19 protein-coding genes are annotated in these 20232 nt (G+C 63.6%); 5 read left to right on the top strand and 14 right to left on the bottom strand.

Annotation, left to right across the window (positions count from 1 at the left end; genetic code table 11):
- The first annotated feature begins 48 nt into the window (after nt 1-48).
- The gene (locus tag ACTUWL_RS29430) at nt 49-348 is read left to right on the top strand and encodes a GIY-YIG nuclease family protein (protein WP_021077772.1); all 300 of its coding nucleotides are present in this window, start codon (nt 49-51) and stop codon (nt 346-348) included.
- A gap of 51 nt (nt 349-399) precedes the next feature.
- On the opposite strand, the gene ACTUWL_RS29425 is transcribed toward ACTUWL_RS29430, so the two are convergent.
- Nucleotides 400-1239 (bottom strand): LysR family transcriptional regulator, encoded by an 840-nt coding sequence (locus tag ACTUWL_RS29425; protein WP_021077773.1) that lies wholly within the window; start codon nt 1237-1239, stop codon nt 400-402.
- A gap of 125 nt (nt 1240-1364) precedes the next feature.
- On the opposite strand from ACTUWL_RS29425, the gene ACTUWL_RS29420 reads away from it, so the two are divergent.
- Nucleotides 1365-1958 (top strand): cysteine hydrolase family protein, encoded by a 594-nt coding sequence (locus tag ACTUWL_RS29420; RefSeq protein WP_021077774.1) that lies wholly within the window; start codon nt 1365-1367, stop codon nt 1956-1958.
- Nucleotides 1959-1968: 10 nt separating this feature from the next.
- On the top strand, nt 1969-2598 hold the full coding sequence (locus ACTUWL_RS29415; RefSeq protein ID WP_021077775.1) for a glutathione binding-like protein: 630 nt from the start codon (nt 1969-1971) through the stop codon (nt 2596-2598).
- 573 nt (nt 2599-3171) lie between these two features.
- Here ACTUWL_RS29415 and ACTUWL_RS29410 read toward each other — a convergent pair.
- The 7 genes from ACTUWL_RS29410 to ACTUWL_RS29380 form a co-directional block, all read right to left on the bottom strand.
- Nucleotides 3172-4731, bottom strand: a complete 1560-nt coding sequence (locus ACTUWL_RS29410; protein ID WP_021077777.1) for a reverse transcriptase domain-containing protein — start codon at nt 4729-4731, stop codon at nt 3172-3174.
- A 364-nt stretch (nt 4732-5095) separates the two neighbouring features.
- Nucleotides 5096-6592: an AMP nucleosidase gene (locus tag ACTUWL_RS29405; protein WP_021077778.1), complete on the bottom strand. Its 1497-nt coding sequence runs from the start codon at nt 6590-6592 to the stop codon at nt 5096-5098.
- A gap of 232 nt (nt 6593-6824) precedes the next feature.
- Nucleotides 6825-7985 (bottom strand): tlde1 domain-containing protein, encoded by a 1161-nt coding sequence (locus ACTUWL_RS29400; protein WP_106940032.1) that lies wholly within the window; start codon nt 7983-7985, stop codon nt 6825-6827.
- Between the two features lie 425 nt (nt 7986-8410).
- Nucleotides 8411-9913 carry a glycosyltransferase family 39 protein gene (locus ACTUWL_RS29395; RefSeq protein ID WP_021077781.1) on the bottom strand — a complete coding sequence of 501 codons (1503 nt, stop codon included), beginning with the start codon at nt 9911-9913 and terminating at the stop codon, nt 8411-8413.
- A gap of 7 nt (nt 9914-9920) precedes the next feature.
- Nucleotides 9921-11054: a glycosyltransferase gene (locus ACTUWL_RS29390; RefSeq protein WP_035650598.1), complete on the bottom strand. Its 1134-nt coding sequence runs from the start codon at nt 11052-11054 to the stop codon at nt 9921-9923.
- A 253-nt stretch (nt 11055-11307) separates the two neighbouring features.
- Entirely contained in the window at nt 11308-11517 is a 210-nt protein-coding gene (locus ACTUWL_RS29385; protein ID WP_021077783.1) for a hypothetical protein, read from the bottom strand.
- 67 nt (nt 11518-11584) lie between these two features.
- Nucleotides 11585-11956, bottom strand: coding sequence for a hypothetical protein (locus ACTUWL_RS29380; protein WP_021077784.1), 372 nt, complete (start codon nt 11954-11956; stop codon nt 11585-11587).
- A 138-nt stretch (nt 11957-12094) separates the two neighbouring features.
- On the opposite strand from ACTUWL_RS29380, the gene ACTUWL_RS29375 reads away from it, so the two are divergent.
- Nucleotides 12095-12943 carry a DUF72 domain-containing protein gene (locus ACTUWL_RS29375; protein ID WP_035650685.1) on the top strand — a complete coding sequence of 283 codons (849 nt, stop codon included), beginning with the start codon at nt 12095-12097 and terminating at the stop codon, nt 12941-12943.
- A gap of 10 nt (nt 12944-12953) precedes the next feature.
- Nucleotides 12954-13427, top strand: coding sequence for a DUF488 domain-containing protein (locus ACTUWL_RS29370; RefSeq protein WP_021077786.1), 474 nt, complete (start codon nt 12954-12956; stop codon nt 13425-13427).
- Nucleotides 13428-13626: 199 nt separating this feature from the next.
- Here ACTUWL_RS29370 and ACTUWL_RS29365 read toward each other — a convergent pair whose 3' ends face one another.
- From ACTUWL_RS29365 to ACTUWL_RS29340, 6 genes are all read right to left on the bottom strand, one after another.
- Nucleotides 13627-14541: a PhzF family phenazine biosynthesis protein gene (locus tag ACTUWL_RS29365; protein ID WP_021077787.1), complete on the bottom strand. Its 915-nt coding sequence runs from the start codon at nt 14539-14541 to the stop codon at nt 13627-13629.
- A 153-nt stretch (nt 14542-14694) separates the two neighbouring features.
- On the bottom strand, nt 14695-15594 hold the full coding sequence (locus ACTUWL_RS29360; RefSeq protein WP_021077788.1) for an amidohydrolase family protein: 900 nt from the start codon (nt 15592-15594) through the stop codon (nt 14695-14697).
- A gap of 15 nt (nt 15595-15609) precedes the next feature.
- A complete protein-coding gene (locus ACTUWL_RS29355; protein WP_021077789.1) occupies nt 15610-16854 on the bottom strand; it encodes an MFS transporter in 1245 nt (414 codons plus the stop codon).
- Between the two features lie 47 nt (nt 16855-16901).
- Entirely contained in the window at nt 16902-17630 is a 729-nt protein-coding gene (locus ACTUWL_RS29350) for a GntR family transcriptional regulator (RefSeq protein WP_035650602.1), read from the bottom strand.
- 74 nt (nt 17631-17704) lie between these two features.
- Complete coding sequence (locus ACTUWL_RS29345; RefSeq protein ID WP_035650687.1) at nt 17705-19024, bottom strand: adenylate/guanylate cyclase domain-containing protein; 1320 nt, start codon at nt 19022-19024, stop codon at nt 17705-17707.
- Nucleotides 19025-19068: 44 nt separating this feature from the next.
- Entirely contained in the window at nt 19069-20232 is a 1164-nt protein-coding gene (locus tag ACTUWL_RS29340; RefSeq protein WP_021077792.1) for an ABC transporter permease, read from the bottom strand.

Here is a 20232-nt window from a genome sequence, read left to right as displayed (position 1 = left end):
TCCGGGGCACGCGAAGCGTGAGCCCGGAATCCATTGGTCCGCTTGCTCATGGCCTACTACGTCTACCTGCTCGCAAGCGACAAATATGGCACGCTCTATCTCGGCGTGACCAACGATGTCGTGCGCCGCGTCCACGAGCACAAGAGCAAGACGGTCAAGGGCTTCACCAAGCGATACGCCGTCGACAAACTTGTCTGGTTCGAGATCTACGATGATGTACTGACGGCGATCGCGCGTGAGAAGGAATTGAAGAAGTCGCGGCGCGACTGGAAGATCAGGTTGATCGAAGAGAAGAACCCACAGTGGATCGATCTGTATCCGGAAATTGCCGCCGGACATCTTGGATGAATGGATTCCGGGCTCGCGCTACGCGCGCCCCGGAATGACAGTGTTTCCACCTCACCCGCTGCGCGCGACATCCTGAAAGCAACCGCGCAGCCAGTCGATGGTGACGCGCGTTGCCGCATCGCGCTTGAGATGGCTCTGCACCAGCAGCCAGACGTCGCGCCGCTTCGGTAGCAGCGTGGCGCGCAGACGGCGATCGGTCAAAAGGTCCGCGCAACTATGCTCCGGCAGCACGCCGACCGCCTGATGCGACTGGATGATCTTGTGGATGATGCGGACATTGTCGGTGACGCAGCGCGCGCGAAGCCGCTTGGCGCGCAGGAACTGCATCTCGGGAATTGCGCCGAGTTCGTCCGGATAGGCGCAAGTCACCGCGTCTGCCGCCGACGTCGCGGCCGGCTCGAAGAAATACAGCCTGACTTCGCCAAGCTTCGAGATCGCGAAATCGCCCTTGTCGGGCTTGCGCAGGCGGATGGCGAGATCGGCCTCCCAGCGCGAGAATTTGACGTTGTCGCTCGAAGTCAGGAATTGCAGCGTGAGGCCCGGATTGGCGCGCAGCAATGCGCCGGTGCGCGGCGCCAGCACTTCCTCCGCGATCGCGTTGGTGGAGGCGACGCGCAGCCGGCCGACCGGGCCCGGCAGGCTGTCGCCGACCCGGCCGATCTCCTCGGCATGCACGGCCATCGCCTGGATATGTGCGAGCACGACGTCGCACTGCCGGGTCGGCTTGCGGACGCCGTCGGCCGCCTCGAACAGGCGGAGCCCAAGCGCGCGCTCGATCCGCGCCAGGCGGCGGCCGACCGTGGTCTCGTCGATGCGCAGCCGCGCGCTGGCGCCGGCATAGGTGCCCTCGTCCCTGACCGCCGCGATGATCCGAAGGTCGTCCCAGTTCATTTCGGCAGGCTACATCCGGCCTTGACCACCTGCAATAACGCAGCCACCGGCTGCAAACTCCCTGCATAACGGCAGGCCGGTCCACGGCTATATTTCACGCGACCCATTTCATGGAGACCTGGACCATGTCGTCAGCCAAGACCTTGATGCAGCTCGCCGGTATCGACCTCACCCCGCCGCGCCTCGGCGATGCCTGCCTGGTGTTGATCGACATCCAGAACGAATATCTCGCAGGTCCCTTGGCCCTGCCCGACGCCAGCCCGGCGATTGCGCGCGCCACCGCATTGCTCGGTCGCGCACGGGAAAGCGGCGCCAAGATCATCCACATCGCGCACAAGGGAGCGCCGGGCAGCCTGTTCGATCGCGACGCGGAGCGCGGCGCGATCGTGGCGCAGCTCGAGCCGCGGCCCGGCGAGATCGTGATCGAGAAGCAATTGCCGAACGCCTTCGCCGGCACCGAGCTCAATGTGCAGCTGGCCGCGACCGGCCGCAAGGAGTTGGTGCTCGCCGGCTTCATGACCCATATGTGCGTGAGCTCGACCGCGCGCGCCGCGCTCGATCTCGGCTTCCGCACCACGATCGACGCCGAGAGCTGCGCCACCCGCGACCTGCCCGACGGCAAGGGCGGCACGATTGCGGCGAGGCTGATTCACGACGTCGCGCTCGCCGAATTGTCCGACCGCTTCGCGATCATCGCCCGCGGCAACGCGCTCGCCTGAGACCACCATCATGCTCGAGCTCTATTTCTCGCCGATGGCCTGCTCCCTCGCCAGCCGCATCGCATTGATGGAGGCCGGCATCGAGGCGCGCTATCGCATGGTGCAGCTCTGGACCAAGAAGGTGCTCGAGGACGATGGCGACTTCCGCGCCGTCGCACCGAAGGGCGCAGTGCCGGTGCTGGTGCTCGAGAACGGCGAACGGCTGACCGAGAGCGCGGCGGTGCTGCAATACATCGCCGACCGCAAGCCCGAACTCGGCCTGGCGCCTCCGCCGGGCGATCCGGATCGCTACCGCCTGCAGGAATGGCTGAGTTTCACCGGCACGGAGATCCACAAGGGATTCCTGTTTCCGACCTTCTGGTACAAGGACGACGCATCGCTTGCCAAACCGCGCGCCCGGATCGGGCCGACCTTGTCGGTGCCAGCAGCGCATCTGGCGCACCGCGAATTCCTGGTTGGGAACCGCTTCACGGTTGCTGACGCGCACCTCGCCTGGGCCCTGCTGCTGCTCCGCGCCGCCGGCGTCGACGTCGCGCAATGGCCGTCACTGGCAGACTATCTCTCGCGCATCCAGGCACGGCCGCAGGTCAAGGCCGCGGTCGGCATCGAGATGCAGTTGTGGAAGACGGTCGCGGCGTGAGCGTCGCGTCTGCTAAGACTTTGGCAGACCAACTATGCCGCTTAAAGCGATGACGCCAGAGATAGCCCGAGGCGCCTTATTGAACGCTCAGAACCCGGCATATCCACGAGTCCTGTGACAATTAACCACCTTCATTTGCTCGCCGTGCACTTTGAGCCTCACATCATCCAACCATGCCTTGTTAGCACATGTTGCGACTGAATTGGAACGTCGCCGCCGTTCGAGATGACAAACTTATAAAGCGTCGCTGGATATATTTCTCCCACACTCAACAGCCTGCCATGAGCAAAAGCGTCGCGAACATCGACTACACTCCTGTCAACTCTAAACTTTCCCTCGGCCTCGCTGAGGAGCCCGTTGTATTCGTCAATGAGAGAGCCTATCGAACGGAAGTTCGTAAGATACGTCTCCGTTGCTGTTTAGTCGCCTAAACCGGGTAACTTGAGCCGCTGGTTGTGCACAGCCGCGAGAAATAATCTCACGACCGTCTCCAGCGCTTGAAGGTTTGTTACGATGGCGCCGACGCCTTGAATATGATCTTGCGCAGTTGTTTTGCTTTCCATAGTTCCGCTCTTACTTACTCAGCAGCGCCGAAAGCTCAATTCCGTTAACTGCCATGAATTCGACACCAGTGAACTTAGTTGAACCACCAAAGCCAACCGCGGCAATGCCAATTACTTGATAGCCGTCATTCAAGACCGGACCACCACTGTTTCCGCCGATAATCTTGGGCGATATCTCCAAATAGGAAACTGCGCTCTTCACAAACGAGCGAATGAGCTTGCCACGTTCCATACGTATGGGAGTAGCAGCAAAATGGTTTGGGTATCCCCACAGGCTGACATCGGCACCGTTCGCCAGAGCGACGCCCTTGTATGCCGAGAGCGGGACAACATTCTCCAATTCGACTGGAACATAAAGAATAGCAAGGTCCCGATGCTTATCCTCCGCCCTAACCTTTAATTTGAAGCGCTTAGTATGATCGGAAGGATGGTAAATGAAAGGATTCTCACCGAGGCAGTGGGCACATGTAACGATACCTACGCCGTCCAGGAAGAAAGCGGTTCCCTGAGAATCGCCGTCATGCTCGATAACCCATATGGCCTGTGCAGCAATCTCGGACCTGCTAAGCGCAGTTCGAATCTTTCCGTTGGCAGTCAGCTTATTGAACTCCAGCGCAAGCTTCTTGAATGACTCGTCGGGTCGACCTCGGATCTGTCCAATAAAGCCAATCTTACCACGAACTACCGCCTCGAAGTCTCGTCCCGCTCCCCCGAATTTTTCGTTGAAGACGCTGCTCGCTTTTACAAGGCCAAATTTCCTCCAAGCGTGAAGCAACGCTCGAGCTTCCCGGATCGCGCTGCGCCGTACGTTGACGCGCTCATTTACGACAAGGCCCGTAACGACCTGACGACGACCTCGAGTCGACAACCGAACTTTGCGCTCATTGATGACGAAGCCATTAGCTTCGATTATTTCGCGAAGAGGTCTTGCCAGTTCAGTGATCGGTGTCCCGTCCGAGTTGAGGTTCAGCGCGGCCATCGGCATGAATTGTCGATTAGTCGAAAACGTCAAATCATCAGCGTAGCGGGTGTAAATGCACTTGTTAGCAAGAGCATATCGACTCAGCTCTGCGTCCATTTTTGCGCAAATGAGGTTCGAGAGGATCGGTGAAGTTGGGGCACCCTGGGGAAGAGCATTATCGAGCGTGCAAGCCTTAGCGATCGCCGCCGCGACTTTTGGTGCTATCCCGTAGGGCTTCTTGGTCAACAAGCCATAGACGCGACCGTAGTTGATAGTATTGAAAAAGTCTTGAAGATCGACGTTCAGTACATGACGCTGACCTACATGGAGCACAGCATTCCGCTTTATGTCGCGCCCCTTCACAAAGCCGGTAACGCATGGCTTGAAGCGAACAAGCCTCTCGAGTTCACGCACAATGCTTCGCTGGATTATCTTGAGATTCGTGGCAGGCGCCTTGATAATTCTAGCGCCTCCGCTCCTCTTTTTGATTTGAAACTGCTTGTATTGCGTAGCGAGGTCGCGCTTATAAACGTAGTATCCAAGCTGCTTCGCGGAACAATCAAGAAGGATCGCTAATGATGTGAGGTCGTAAGCCTTAGAAAGGTCCATGGCGCTGCTGAAAGAGGGAGATGATGGACGCGATCGCGAGACTTCTCACTTACCAAACGCATGCGCCACGTGAGCCATTGGGCCGCACGCCGCGCCGCGCTGCTTCTGCAGTAACGTTTTTAGCAAGGTCGCAGTATCAACGACCAGAACAAATGCCACGATCGCGCCAATTCGCTTTTAACGAGAGTCTGATGGAATAGTCAATCCCAAGCTGCCAAGGCCCCATCCAACTCACCCGTTATTCCGGACCGGCTCAACCATTGGATTTGTCGGCTTCAGGCCGTCTGCGAAGTTACGGCACGTTGTAGAGCCGCCTCGTCTTCTACGCGCAACTATGCCATCAGGTCACCTGCACCCTGCCGCTCTACTGAAACGCGACCTCGGCGAAGCTGCGCAGCTTGCGCGAATGCAGCCGCTCGGATTCCTGCTGCTTGAGCCGCTCCAGCGCCTTGAGGCCGATCTGGAGATGCTGGCCGACGCGCTGGCGATAGAACTCGCTGGCCATGCCCGCGAGCTTGATCTCGCCATGCAGCGGCTTGTCGGAGACGCACAGCAGCGTACCGTAGGGCACCCGGAAGCGATAGCCGTTGGCGGCGATCGTCGCCGATTCCATGTCGAGCGCGATGGAGCGCGACTGTGACATCCGCCGGATCACCTGCGGTCCGCTGATCTCCCAGTTGCGGTTGTCGACGCTGGCGACCGTGCCCGTCCGCATCAGCCGCTTGAGCTCGAAACCGGTGAGCCCGGTCACCTCGCCGACCGCCTCCTCGAGCGCGACCTGCATTTCCGCCAATGCGGGGATCGGCACCCAGAGCGGCAGCTCGTGATCGAGCACGTGATCCTCGCGGACATAGCCATGAGCCAGCACGTAGTCGCCGAGCCGCTGCGTGTTGCGGAGGCCCGCGCAATGCCCGATCATCAGCCAGGCATGCGGCCGCAGCACCGCAACGTGATCGGTGATGTTGCGCGCGTTCGACGGACCGATCCCGATATTGATCAGGGTGATGCCGCGATAGCCGGACTCGACGAGATGAAACGCCGGCATCTGCGGGGTGCGCTCCGATGCCGCCCCCGTAGTGCCGCCGCCGGCCAGCGCGTTGCGCGTGATCACATTGCCGGGCGCGACGAAGGCTTCGATCCCTTCCTCGCCCGCCGCGAGCCGTTGCAGGCTCGATTGCGCGAAGGCGTCGACATAGAACTGGTAGTTGGTGAAGATCACGAAATTCTGGAAATGCTCGGGGTCGGTGCCGGTGTAGTGGTAGAGCCGGCGCAGCGAGTAATCGACCCGCGCGGCGCGGAACAGGGCCAGCGGCTCGGGCGTCCCCGGCGTCAGCTCGAACGTGCCGTCGGCGATCGCATCGTCCATCGCCGCGAGATCAGGCGTATCGAAGATGTCGCGCAGCGATCGCGTGAACGCCGAGCTGTCGGCAACGGTCAGCGCCGCCTCGATATTGATGTCGCGCCGGTAGGCGAAATGAATCGGGATCGGCTCGCCGGACTCGCCGATCTCGACCGCCACGCCATGGTTCTTGATCAGCAGCCCGATCTGCTCGGTGAGGTAGGTCCGGAAGATGTCCGGCCGCGTGATGCTGGTCTCATGGATGCCGGGCCCCGCGACGAAGCCGTAGGCAAGCCGCGAATCGAGCCTCGCATGCGACGAGGTCGTGATGCGGACGAAGGGATAATGCGCGCGGACCCGCGTCGTGAAGGGCACGCCGTTGACATAGGCCTCGAAGCGATTGCGCAGGAAGCCGGTGTTGCGCTCGTAGATCTCTTCGAGACGGGCAACCGCGGCTGCCCCATCGCCGAACGCTTGGGTCGTGATCGGCGGCGGGGTTTCGATGAGCGGAGCAGGATGCATTGCGTTTTCGACCGGTGATCTGGTCGCCGCAGTATAGCAACAATCGACAGGCCAGTTCCAGCGACGCGGAATTTGATGCATGCTATCGGAGGCGATCGAGGCGCGCTTTGGCCTGACCACGCCGATCGATCCGGTCGCTTGGAATTCCACGCTCGACGCGCTGATACGCTGCCGAGGATAGTTGGCCGCGAGCGGACAAGCCAAGGGGCAAGCCCCCTGGCGCAGAATGCGCCTACTGGATCCGCGCGAGCACCGCGAGGCGGCGGATGCCCTTGTTGCGGTAGGCGTCGAGGAACGCGTAGTAGTCCTTGAACGAGACGCAACCGTTGGAGTCGCCGTTCGGACCGAGCATGAAGGTGTGCGCGAGCAGGCCGTCGCGGTTGAAGATCTTGCCCTCGCCGCCGATCGGATTGAGCCGCAGTGCCGGCACGCCGTGGAACAGCGCCTCGCGCGGCTTGAGTTCGTAAATGTGCGGCGGCGTCACGCCGACCATCTTCAGATGCGAGGATCGGGGATCGTCGAGCCGCGAGCCGAGACCCGAATGCGCCTCGAGGCGCGTGCCGTCGGGCAGATACACGGTCTTCGCCGAGATGTCGTACACCGCGGTCTGGCGGTCATAGGGCGGCGAGCCGCCGAGCATCGGGTTCTGGTCCAGCGTCGAGGGAATGCTGCCGGTGACGTTGGCATCGGCGGAGGCAAACGACAGCAGCCCGCCGCTCGACTCGCGTTTGCCCCACAGCTTCTCGACCATGGTCTGCCGCTCGCTCGATGCGATCGACATCACCGCGGCCTTGGCGCGCGCGGCCATGTCGCGGACGCCGCCGGATTTCGCGGCCTGCTTGGCTTCGGCCGGCTTCGCCTCAACGCCCTTGGGCTGAACGTTGACGGTGGGATCGTTGAGCGCCACCTGCAGATTGGCGGCGGCTTGCTTCTTGGCGGTCTCGACCGATTTCGGGGCTGGCAGCGGCTTCGATGTCTCGGCGAGCTCCGCGGTCGCCACCGCCCTCGCCGTCGCAACGACCTTGGGTGCAGCGGCCTGCTTGATCGGGTCGATCTGCGGAGCGGCGTCAGCCACCACGCTGGATGCGACGCCCTCCGGCGTGGCGGCCGCAAACCGATCGTTAAACATGAGTGACGGGGCCAGGGCTTCCGACGTCGCGACCTCGGTCTTTGCAACCTCAGTCTTGGCAACCTCAGTCTTTGCGGGCGCCGCCGGTGCCGGCGTCAGGGACGCGAACACCTCGTTAAACGCCGGTGCCGGCCGCGCGGCAGCGGCGACCGGCCGCTTCACGACAGGCGCATCGAACGACGCATTGCCAACCGACGGATAGACGTTCGCGGCAAAGATGTTGGCGTAGACCGTCCAGGCGCAGCCAAGCACCAGCCCCGCCACCGCGGCGCTGCCGAGGAAATGCTGAGGGAGGATTTTTTTGGAGGATTTCTTGCGGCTTGGCGCCTCAAGAACATACGCACTCGCACTCGTACCCATACACCCGGCGCTCAAAACAGGTCCACCTTTGTCCCTCACTCGACGCGTGGTCGAACGGAGTTCGGCTCAACGTCGCGCGGGGGCACAGACGGCCATTAAGGCGCCTTTTAGTTAAATGCGACTTAACCGGATGTGATCCCCTGCAGCGCGGGAAGTGCCTGTGGCGTAGGGCTTTTTTAAGATGACATTGGACCGCTAAAGCGGCTTTTCTGTCCCATGATGGGACATTTCGGCACCCTGCTCCAGCGCAGCTCAGCGGAATAAATTCAAGAGAGAATTTCCTTGCCGATCACCCCGTGAAGACGCGGGGATCGGACAAAAACCATCTCTCACTGCAGTTCCGGCGGCGGCGAGCGGTCAAAGACCTCGCCCTTGGCGCCATCAAGCAGATCGAGCGCATAGGTCTCGATCACCAAGGGCCCGCGTAAGCGCTTGACCTCGGCCACCGTTTCGACATGAGCGAAATTGTCGCGCACCGAGGCCGGCATCTCCTGCTCGACCTCGTGCACATAGAGCAGCTTGCCGGACAGCTGCGCCGGGCTCGGCTCGCCCATGTTGATCCAGCGAATGCGCTGGCCCTGCTGGGCGACGCAGGTGCCCTTGGGGAGATAGAAGGCCAGCCAGCCGGTGGTGCCGTAGTCCGGCGCCAGCACGCAGGTCGCGCCCGCCCGCACCCGCGCCGCCTCGATTTCATCCGCGAGCTCCCGCCAGCCGACGCCGACGCTGCGCACGGTGGCGTCGCGACGGTAACCCGAGAGCATGCCGGTGTTGGCCTGCACGATCAGCAGCGCGAACAGCACCACGCCGGTGGGCGCAGCCCAGCGACGGCAGAAATCGATCGTGCGCTGCTCGCGCGGCGCCCACTGCACCTGGATCGCGGCGACCGCGGCCGCTACCGCGAAGGCCGGATAGACCGGCGCGAACCAGTTGGCTTCGACCCGCGCATGCAGCGCGTGCCAGGTGAAGTAGACGACGATGGTCCAGAACATGGTGTTGACCAGCACGCGTGCCGGCATCGCGCCGGCGCGGCGCCGGTACAATGCATAGAGGCCCATCACGCCGAGGATGAACACCAGCGGCGTCGCGAACGCAAACTGCGTCGGGATCAGCTCGGCGATGTAGTTCGGCCGGAAATCCTCGATCCGGGCGCGGCCCATCTGCTTGATGAACGACACCCATTGATGATCGGCATTCCAGAGGATGACCGGCGCGAACAGGCCGGCCGCGACCAGGCCGCCAAGATAGAGCCAAAGCGAGAGATACCAGCGCCGCAGCTTCGGCACGACGGCAAGCCAGATCAGGATCGCGGGACCGAAAAACAGCGCGGTGTATTTCGACAGCAGCGCCATGCCGGCGCTGGCGCCGACCGCAAGCCACCAGGCGCCGCGGCCGCTCTCCAGCACCTTCGCAAGCGCGTACAGCAGGAAGCTGGACGCAACCAGCAGCGGCGCATCCGGCGTCACGATCAGCGTGCCGACGGCGGCCATCAGCGTGACGTTGAGCAGGATCGTCGCGCTCGCAGCGATGCGCTGGCCACCGAACAGGATCGCGGCCGCGCGGTAGATCGCCCAGCTCATCGGCAATGCGAGCAGGATCGACACCAGGCGCACGCCGAACGGCGTATCGCCGGCGATCATGGTGCCGAGCCGGATCACCACCGCAACCATCGGCGGATGGTCGTAATAGCCGCCGGCGAGCAACTTCGACCACATCCAGTAATAGGCTTCGTCGAAGGTCAGCGGCGTCCATGCCGCGGCGGCCAGCCGCAACACCACCAGCGCGCACACCGCGAGCGCGGTGTTCCGGGCCGGCCGCGCCTCGTTCGCGTTCATGCCGCCGTCATCGCTTGCGCCAGACGAACAGCCCGGACATCGCGTAGTTCCACACCACGCCCATCAGCGCGCCGGCCGCGCCCGCAAGCCACCAGATCGGCTCCTGGTCGTAGACCGAGAACGCGACGCCGACATTGGCGAGCAGGCCGACGCTGCAGACCAGATAGAACAGCAGCAGGCCGCGCAGGATGCCAATACCCTTCAGCCGCTGGTCGCGGTAGGTCAGGAAATTGTTGAGGATGAAGTTGCTGGTCATCGCCACGATCGCACCGGCGGCCTGGGCCTCCGGGAATGGCGCCTTGAACAGTTCCAGCGCGATGAACAGCACCGTGAGATGCACCAGCAGGCCGAGCCCGCCGACCGCGGCGAACAGGATGAAGCGCAGCGAGATCAGGTCGTTGGTCAGTTTCGCCAGCACGAGGCCGAGGAAGTCGAGCGCAACCATCGAGTCGAGCTTGCTCTCGCCATGCTGGCGGGCGCCGAAAGTGTAGGGAATCTCGACGGTGCGCAGCTTGCCCTCCGCCGTCGCGACGACGTCGAGCAGGATCTTGAAGCCCTGGGTCGAGAGCTGCGGCGCGAGCTGCTCGAAGCGGTCCCGGCGGATCATGAAGAAGCCGCTCATGGGATCGGCGACCTCGACCTTCAGCGCGCGGCGCGCGATCTCGGTGGCGAAGGCGCTGGCGCCGGCGCGCTGCTTGTTGAAGCCGTCGGCCTTGTAGCCCTCGATGTAGCGGCTGCCGACCACGAGCTCGGCCTCGCCGCTCTGCAGCAGTCCCAGCATCTTCGGGAGCTGGGTCTCGTCATGCTGCAGGTCCGCGTCCATGACGGCGGCGTAAGGCGCGCTCGATGCCAGGATGCCCTCAATGCAGGCACCCGACAGGCCACGCCGGCCGATTCGGCGGATGCAGCGCACGCGCGAATCCTTCCGCGCCAGCGCGCGCACCACGTCCCAGGTTCCGTCAGGCGAATTGTCGTCGACGAAGATGACTTCCCAGGACACGTCCTTCAGGATCGCGTCCAGCCGGCGGTACAACACCGTGACATTGTCGCGTTCGTTGAAGGTCGGGACCACCACCGAAAGCTGCGGCAGACTGGCCGCTTGCGACGAGGTTTCGGGGCTGAGCTTGATGGCGTCGTTCATGAGCGCCAGCGTATAGCGGCAGCCTCCCCCGCTGCCAAGGCGGGCCGGCCCAAACGCGGTCTCGGAAAGCGGGAAAACGGGGCAGAATACCCCCGAAAATGCCAACGACCACGAACAAAGGGGCGCGCGTACATCCGGCGCAGCCGACATTGCCGTGGTCGTCCCAGCGCCGGAGCCCTTAAGCTGCAACGTCGCCGTTATGATCCAGATAGGAAGCCCCCATGCGGTTCGCAAGGGGCAGTCTGCACAAAGGCTAGTTGTTCGGGACTTCCCGGATCACCGGGCCGCGCGGCGCCGGGGCCGCCTGCGCAGCCTCCGCGGCGGGAGCCGCCTGCGGCTGCATCGCGGCGGGCTTGGTCGGGTTACGGAGCTGGCTCGGCGACGGCCCGTAGATGAACGCCGCCGCCAGCGCGATGGCTGCGACCACTGCGCCCAAGAAGCCTGCCGTCGATCGTGAGTTCATCCCGTCATCCCCTTAGCCTGCGCGGATTGATATCAAAAATCGGCCGGCCGCAACAGGATTCGGGAACCTATTTCGCCGCTGCCCTGCGCCTGACGAAGGCGATCACGATGTCCTTCTGCGCCAGCTCGATCGCGCGGTTCGCGGTGGACAGGTTGGCGTCGGCATCCTGCTTCGGAAATTGCAGCGACAGGAAGTCGATCAGCGACACCCGGAAGTTCTGCCGCTCCGAAGGACAGACATTGGCGATCAGCGCAGTGAACTCCTGGTCGGACATCGCCTTGTTGCTGTCGCGGGGATATTCGCGGGCGAGACAATTCCAGTAGGCGTCGCGGCCGGTGATCGCGAGCTTGTGCGCATCGTCGACCTCGTCTGCCATTGCAGTAGACGATATGGCCGCGGAAGACGTGATCAAGAGGGCGGCCGCAACCAGCATGCGCATTGTTGTTCTCCCGTTTTTCGGCATCCTAGCCAACGCTTGCGGTCACGATAAGCACTGCCACGCCAATCTGGCAAACTGGCCAATCACGATTATTTTGACTACTCTCTATTCCCTTCCCTCCTCACGATGAGTGCAGTCGTGGCCAAAGCTCCCACCAAGGCGACCAAGACAGACACGAAGACGACCAAGACGGACGCAGGCAACATCTATATCGGCATCGGCGGCTGGACCTTCGAACCGTGGCGCGGGGTGTTCTATCCCGAGAAGCTGACGCAAGCGAAGGAGCTGTCCTACGCCGCCTCCAAGCTGACCTCGATCGAGATCAACGGCACCTATTACGGATCGCAGAAGCCGGAGAGCTTTCGCAAATGGGCCAGCGAAGTGCCCGACGGCTTCATCTTCTCGCTGAAGGGGCCGCGCTTCGCCACCAACCGCCGCGTGCTCGCCGAGGCCGGCGATTCGGTGAAGCGGTTCTACGATTCGGGCGTGCTCGAGCTGAAGGACCGGCTCGGCCCGGTGCTGTGGCAGTTCGCACCGACCAAGAAATTCGACGGCGCCGATTTCGGCAAGTTCCTCGAATTGCTGCCGCGCAAGCTCGACGGTCGCGCGCTGCGCCATGTCGTCGAGGTGCGTCACGACAGCTTTTGCGTGCCCGAGTTCATCGCCCTCATTCGCGAGCACGAGGTGCCGGTGGTGTTCGCCGAGCACGGCAAATATCCGGCGATTGCCGACGTCGCCAGCGACTTCGTCTATGCTCGGCTGCAGAAGGGCAATGACGAGTTGAAGACCTGCTATCCGCCGAAGCAGCTCGACGCCTGGGCCAAGCGGTTTCAGGACTGGGCTGCCGGCGGCGAACCGGACGACCTGCCGAAGGTCGACAAATCAGCGCCGAAGAAGGCGCCGCGCGACGTGTTCGCCTATGTGATCCACGAGGGCAAGATCCGCGCGCCCGCCGGCGCGATGGAGCTGATCGAACGGGTAAAGTAAGGGACAATCGATGGCAAAGGCGAAACGGCTGTTCACCATCGGCTACGAGCAGACGCCGTCAAAGGCGGTGCTCGACGAGCTCGAGCAGGCCGGCGTCAGGCTGCTGGTCGACGTCCGCGCGGTCGCCTCCTCACGCCGGCCGGGCTTCTCCAAGACCCAGCTCGCCGCAGGCCTCGACGAGCGCGGCATCGGCTACGTCCATCTGCGCGGCCTCGGCACGCCGAAGAGCGGCCGGGAGGCGGCGCGCAGCGGGCAATATGCGCTGCTGCACAAGATCTACTCGGCGCATCTCAAGACAGTGCAGGCCAAAGAGGAGCTCGACGAGTTGTCGGCGCTGGTGAAGAAGTCCGGCCCGGTCTGCATCCTCTGCTACGAGCGCGACCACGAACACTGCCACCGCCGCTGGATCGCCGAGATCATCGAGGAGCGCGACGGCGTCAAGATCGAGAACCTCGCAGCGCCGCAGGTGGTCTACGCAAAATAAACTCAGATCGATTCGCGTTCGCCGCGTGCTTGCTTCACCTCTCCCCATTGGGGAGAGGTCGATTTGCGAGGCAAAGCGGGTGAGGGGCCGCAGCTTCAATGAGGGACCGTCCCCCCTCACCCGGCGCTGCGCGCCGACTTCTCCCAAGGGAGAGGTGAACCTCCGCTGCCGGTCCAGCTCGAGCGAATCTCTTCCCGCTCTAGCCTTCTCCCTCCAGGCGCAACGTCCCCTGCATCATCTGCACACAGGCGCCGCCGACATGCGCCGATATGTTAGCACCGTCCTGCTTGCGCACGCGGGTCAGCAGCAGACTCGGCCGGCCCATATCGAAGCCCTGGCCGACCGTCAGCTTCAGGACCCCGTCACGCAGCGGATCGAGCGCAGCCAGCAACGCGGCCGCTGCAACCGTGGCACTGCCTGTGGCCGGATCCTCGATCAGGCCGCTTGATCCCGAGAAGAACATCCGCGCCTGCAGATCGCAGGGCGCCTCCGCGGCCGGGACGTCGCGGGTGTAGAAATACGTGGAGAACGCACCGTCGCGCGGGAAGAAGCGGCCGAACGCCGCCGCATCCGGCTTTGCCCGCCGCACCGCATCGCGCGATGCGACCTCGAAGACCAGGAATGGAGTTCCGACACCAACCACCTGCGGTGCCTGACGATCCGTCCTGACGTCGTCTGCCGTGAGCGAGATGAGGCTCGCGACCTCCCAGGCGGAGAATTGCGCCAGCCGCGACAGCGGCTGCGGCGCGGTCAGCTCGGTGGCAACCACCCTGCCGCCGTCTCGCGTGATGTCGACCGGCACCAGCCCCGCCTTCTCCTCGAACACCAGACGCGGCTTCGGCTCCTTGGCAAGCTGCGCCAGCACGAAGGCCGTACCGACGTTGGGATGCCCGGCGAACGGCAGCTCCCTGACCGGCGTGAAGATGCGAACGTTGGCGTCGTTGGCCTTGTCCTGCGGCGGCAGCACGAAGGTCGTCTCGGAATAGTTGAACTCGGTTGCGATCGCCTGCATCTGTGCGGTCGACAGCCCCTCGGCGTCGAGCACCACGGCGAGCGGATTGCCGCCGAAGGCGCGGTCGGTGAAAACGTCGACAGTGATATAGCGCCGCTGCATCTTGCGTGTCCTTGTGCTCCGGTCATCTGCGACCGATGGCGTCATCGTAGCATAGCCGCAACGACGCCCGTCAGAGCACTCGGTACAATCGCGCGCGCCTTGTTTGAGCATGATCCTCTTCGGAAAACCGCTTCGCACTTTTCCGGATCATGCCTAGAACCGAAACAATTCCCGCGGCGATGCGAGCACGCGCGCGCGTTCATCGGCATCGGTGACGAGCTCGTCGAGGAATTTGCGGTTCTTCGCGTAATTCTGTGTTGACTCGAATTGCGTGTGCGGCCAGTCGCTGCCCCACAGCAGCCGATCGACGCCGTAGGCGTTGCGCAGCAGCGGATAGGCCTGCTTCGCGAACGCCTCGCCGGCCGCGCCGTTGCGATAAGGCGCCGATATCTTGACCCAGACATTGCGCGTTGTGCCGAGCTTGAGCACCGACTGGAAGCCGGGATCGTCGATGCCGAGCTTCGGATCGGGCAAGGCGAAGTGATCGAACACGACCTTCACGCCCTGGTCGAGCAGCTTCGGCGCCAACGTTGCGAGATCGCTGGCATTGCGCTGGATCTCGACCTGCCAGTCGAGCGTCCGGATCTCTCCGAGCAGCGCCGTCCACTCGCCCGATGTCAGATCGGGCAGCGTCTGGCCGACCAGATTGAGACGGATGCCGGCGACACCGGCACGATCGAGCTCACGAAGCGCTTCCGCCGGAACCGTGGGATCGACCACGGCGATGCCGCGCAGCCGGCCGTTGGTCGCCTTCAGGCACTCCACAAGATAGGAATTGTCGGTGCCGAGAAAGCTCGGCTGCACCAGCACGCCATTGGTGATGCCGTTCTGGTCGAGCTGCTGCAGATAGAGCGCGAGCGGCGCGTCGTAGTCGGGCGCGTACCGGCGGCCCGGCGCGAGCTTCAGCCCGCGATGAAAGACGTGGGCGTGGGTATCGATCGCCAGTTTCGGCACCTCAGCCCTCACCTTGCTCGCCAATCCGCCGGCCGACAGCGCGGCAATCATCCCCGCGGCAAACCGGCGCCGCGTCAAGCCATGTTCGTACGATGTCATGATCATTCCCCATCATCACGCGCGCGCAGCGGTGGCCTGCTCGAAAACCTTGCCGCGGGTTTCCGGCAGCATCAGCACGGCGACCAGCACCAGCGAATAGGCGAAAGCCGCGTCGATCCCGATCGCGGCACCAAGGCCGATGTGATCGCTGAGATAGCCGACCAGGAACGGAAACGCCGCCGAGACGATGCGGCCGAAATTGTAGCAGAAGCCGACACCGGTGCCGCGCACGCCTGCCGGATAAAGCTCGCTGAACAGCGCCGCCATGCTGGCCGGAATGCCCGCCGAGAAGAAGCCCAAGGGAAAGCCGAGCACCAGCATCTGCGAATTGGACAGGGGCGCGAAGATGTAGACCAGCACCGTCACGACGCAGGCGGCGGCGAACAGCGTCACATTGGCGCGCCGGCCGATTCGGTCGCTGATGATCCCGGAGACCACGCAGCCGCAGAAGAAGGCGACGATGATCACGGCGAGATAGGCGCTGGAGCCGAGCACCGATAGATGCCGCACTTCGCGCAAGTAAGTCGGCAGGAATGTCGTCAGCGCCGCATAGCCGCCATGGGCGCCGATGCCGAACAGGCCGCCGATCAGGGTCGAGCGCAGCACGTCGCGGTGGAAGATTCCGGCGAGCGTCGCGAAGAACGGCGGCTCGGCTGTGCGCGATGCGGCACGCGGCGGCTCCTTCAATCCGCGGCGGATATACAGGATCAAGAGCGCCGGGATCAGGCCGACCGCAAACAGGATGCGCCAGGCGATGTCGGCCGGCGCATAGGTAAACACCAGGGCCGAGAGCAGCACCGCCGCGCCCCAGCCGACCGCCCACGCGCTCTGCACGGCGCCGAGCGCCTTGCCGCGATGCTCGGCGCGGATGATCTCCGCCATCAGCACCGCGCCGCAGGCCCACTCGGCGCCGAAGCCGACGCCCTGAATGGCCTTCAGCACCACGAGTTGGCTGTAGTTCATCGCGAAGGCCGAGGCGAAGGTCGCGAGCGCAAAGGTCGCGACCGTGATCTGCAGCGCCTTCACCCGCCCGAAGCGATCGCCGAGTGCGCCGCCGAGCCAGCCGCCGAATGCGCCGAAGAACAGCGTCACCGAGCCGAGCAGGCCCGCGTCGGCCTTGCTGATGGCGAATGCGGTGATCAGCGCCGGAATGGCGAGGCTGAACATCTGGACGTCGAGTGCGTCGAGGCCCCAGCCGCCAAAGCTTGCCCAGAAGGTGCGCCGCTCGAGCGGCGAACATTCGCTATACCAGTTTGCCATCATTCCTCCCTGAGATGTCTTGTGTTGTTTTTAATTGATCGTCGCGGTCATCTGATCTCGGCGTGGTAGCGGAAACGATCCGCCGGGCCGCGCGAGCGGCGCCACTCGATCGGCCGCCGCTCCAGGTCGAAGGCCAGGCGCTCGATCACGATCAGCGGCGCGTTGGCCTCCAGTCGCAGCAGGCGCGATTGCATCTCGGTCGCGATCTCGACGGTGAGGACTTCATCGGCCGAGACCACGACCTGGCCGCAGCGATCCTCGTAGAGCGGATAGAGCAAGTCGCCGAATTCAGCCGTGTCGAGCGCGACGATCGCCTCGAAGCGCGATCGCTGCAGCCAGATCTCTTCCGCGAGCAGCGGCACGTCGTCGATCAGCCGCAGCCGCGACAGGCTGATCACGGGCTCGCCGACCGAGATACGCAACGCCGAGGCCACCGCCGTGGTCGCCGGCATCGCCTTGCGGCGCAGGATGCGGCTCTGCGGCACGCGGCGCTCGCCGCTTTCGGACTGGAAGCGGAAGAAGCGGAACAGCGAGGAGTTGAACCGCGCGCGGCGCACGAAGGTGCCGCGGCCCTGCTGACGCTCCAGCACGCCATCGCTGACCAGCTGATCGATCGCCTTGCGCACGGTGCCGATCGCGACGCCGTAATACGCACCGAGCTCGGCCTCGGAAGGGATCAGGTCCCCGGGACGCCATTCATTGCGGTTGATGCGCGCCGCGAGATCGTCGCGGAGACGCTGGTAGCGCGGCAGTCGATCGTCGAGGGCTGAACTCATATAGTCATCTATATGAGTAAAGGACATCGCGTCAATCACTACCAATCTACCTTTATGCGATCAGATGCGGTGCCCTACCCCAATTGCCAGACCGGCACCGGATGCTCGTAGCCCCGCACCGGGATCTCGCCGCGCGAGACCGCGTCCCTGCACTCATCGCCGAGCGCTTCGCGCACCGCGGAAGAAATCAGGAATTGCGAGCCGAGCTCCTTGTTGAGCGCCTCGAGCCGCGCGGCAAAGTTCACGGTGTCGCCGATGACGGTGTATTCCTTGCGCCGCGGCGAGCCGATATTGCCGGCGACGACCTCGCCGATATGGATGCCGATGCCGATGCGCAGCGGCCAGCTCGAGCCCGCGTTGGTGCGCTCATTGGCGGCCAGCATCTCGCGCGCGGCGGCGACCGCCTGATGCGCGGCATCGCCGGTTTCGAACGGCGCGCCGAACAGCGCGAGGAAGCCGTCGCCGAGAAACTTGTTCACGATGCCGCCATGGCGATCGAGAATCTCGACCAATACGGCAAAGGCGCCATCGAGCCGATCCACCACCTCCTGCGGCGACCGCGAGCGCGCCCCGGCCGTGAAGCTGCGAAAATCGACGAACATCACTGCCACACGGCGGATGTCGCTCGCGGTCGAGGCGCCCTCCGTCATCAGACGCTCGACCACCTGCGGCGAGACGTGCTGGCCGAACAGATTGGTGATGCGATCGCGCGCTGTGGCAGCCGCGATGCTGGCCGCGAACTGCCGCCGCATCTGCAGGCCGACAGTCCCCGCAAGCACGCCGGCAATCAGGACCACGGCGCTGCGCGCGCAGTGGTAGAAAAAATCCGGCTCGGGGTCGAGCGTTCCCTCTGGGCGATAATACATCGCCATCCAGAACAGCTCCGAGGCCGCCACGAAGCCGGTGAAGGTCGACAGCCAGAAGTCCAGCCGCAGGGTCGAGGCGATGATGAAAATGAAATAGACCATCGGCGCGACCCAGCCGAGTGCCGCAACCGGCCCCATGCTGTCGATATGCAGGGCGAGCGCGACGGTTGGCATCGACGTCTCGATCAGAGCGCCGACATAGCGCCTGATGATCGGCAGGTCGCGCCCCTGCCTCCTGTACCAGCTGATCGCGCCATGCACCCACAATTCGAACAGGATGAACGGCGTAATGACGGAGTAGAGATAGGACGGCTTGAAATTGCCGTGCCACACCCGGACCAGCGCGTCCGGAGCCGTGAAGTAGATCACGGATGTGAGCGCCGAGAATGCCAGGGCAATGCCGATCAGCACCTTGATGCGAAGCAGCTCGGTGGCCATCACCTCCTGCATCAGGGCGTGGTGGAAGTCGGCAGAGACCGTCGTGTCCTGCGTTGTCTTTTCGCCGCTCCACCAGCCAGCCATCGTCATCGCTCCGGTCACCATGCCAGAATGACTCCTTGCTTATATTAGCCTCAATCAAGCGTGCGGCGGAAGCGCGTCACGGCGACGGTCATGGCGAACAGCATCAGGGCAGCCAGCGCGATGGTGTCGTATTGCAGGTTCGGCATCGCCGCGCCTTTCAGCATGATGGCACGGACGATGCGAATGAAATGGGTCAGCGGCAGGACCTCGCCGATATATTGCGCCCACACCGGCATGCCGGCGAACGGAAACATGAAGCCGGACAGCAGGATGCTAGGCAGGAAGAACATCATCGAGAGCTGCATCGCTTGCAGCTGGTTCTGCACGATGGTCGAAAACGTATAGCCGATCGACAGATTGGTGGTGATGAACAGCGTGGTGAGCAGCCCCAGCAATGTGAGGCTGCCGAGCACCGGTACGCCGAACAGCAGCACGCCGATGCCGATGATCAGCCCGGCCTGGATGAAGCCAACCATCACGTAGGGGATGATCTTGCCGAACATCACCTCGACCGGCTTGATCGGCATCGACAGCAGGCTTTCCATGGTGCCGCGCTCGATCTCGCGTGTCACCGACAGCGCGGTGAAGATCAGCATGGTCATGGTGAGAATGGTCCCGACCAGGCCGGGCACGATGTTGAGGCGCGATTCCGCCGCCGGATTGTAGCGGGCATGGGCGCGGATCTCGAACGGCATTTCGGGCGGATCACCGATGTGCAGGTCGTGTGCCAGCGCGCCCTGCACCAACGGCCCGAGCGCGCCGAGCGCCGAGCCCGCCGCGACCGGGTCGGTGGCATCGGCCGCGACCAGGAGCGCCGGCTTGTCGCCGCGCCGCACCGCGCGCTCGAAGCCGCGCGGGATCTCGACGCCGAACAGCACCTTGCCCGACTGCAGCAGCTCGTCGAGCTGCTCGACGGTGTGCACCTCGCGCGTGAAGCGGAAATAGGCGGTGTTCTCCATCGCCTTCAGGATCGAGCGTCCGAGGTCGGTATCTTCCTGAAGCAGCACCGCGGTCGGCAGATGCCGCGGCGTGGTGTTGATGGCGTAACCGAACAACAGCAGCTGCATCACCGGAATGATGATGATCATGGCGAAGGACACGCGATCGCGGCGAAGCTGGATGAATTCCTTGACCAGCATCGCGTAGCTGCGGCGCCAGAAGCCGAACGCCGGCTCCCTCTCTTCGCCAATCCGGATCGTATCCGTTGCACTCAT

This window comes from Bradyrhizobium sp. WCU1 (genome assembly GCF_053474805.1).
This window is presented reverse-complemented; position numbering and strand designations above follow the sequence as displayed.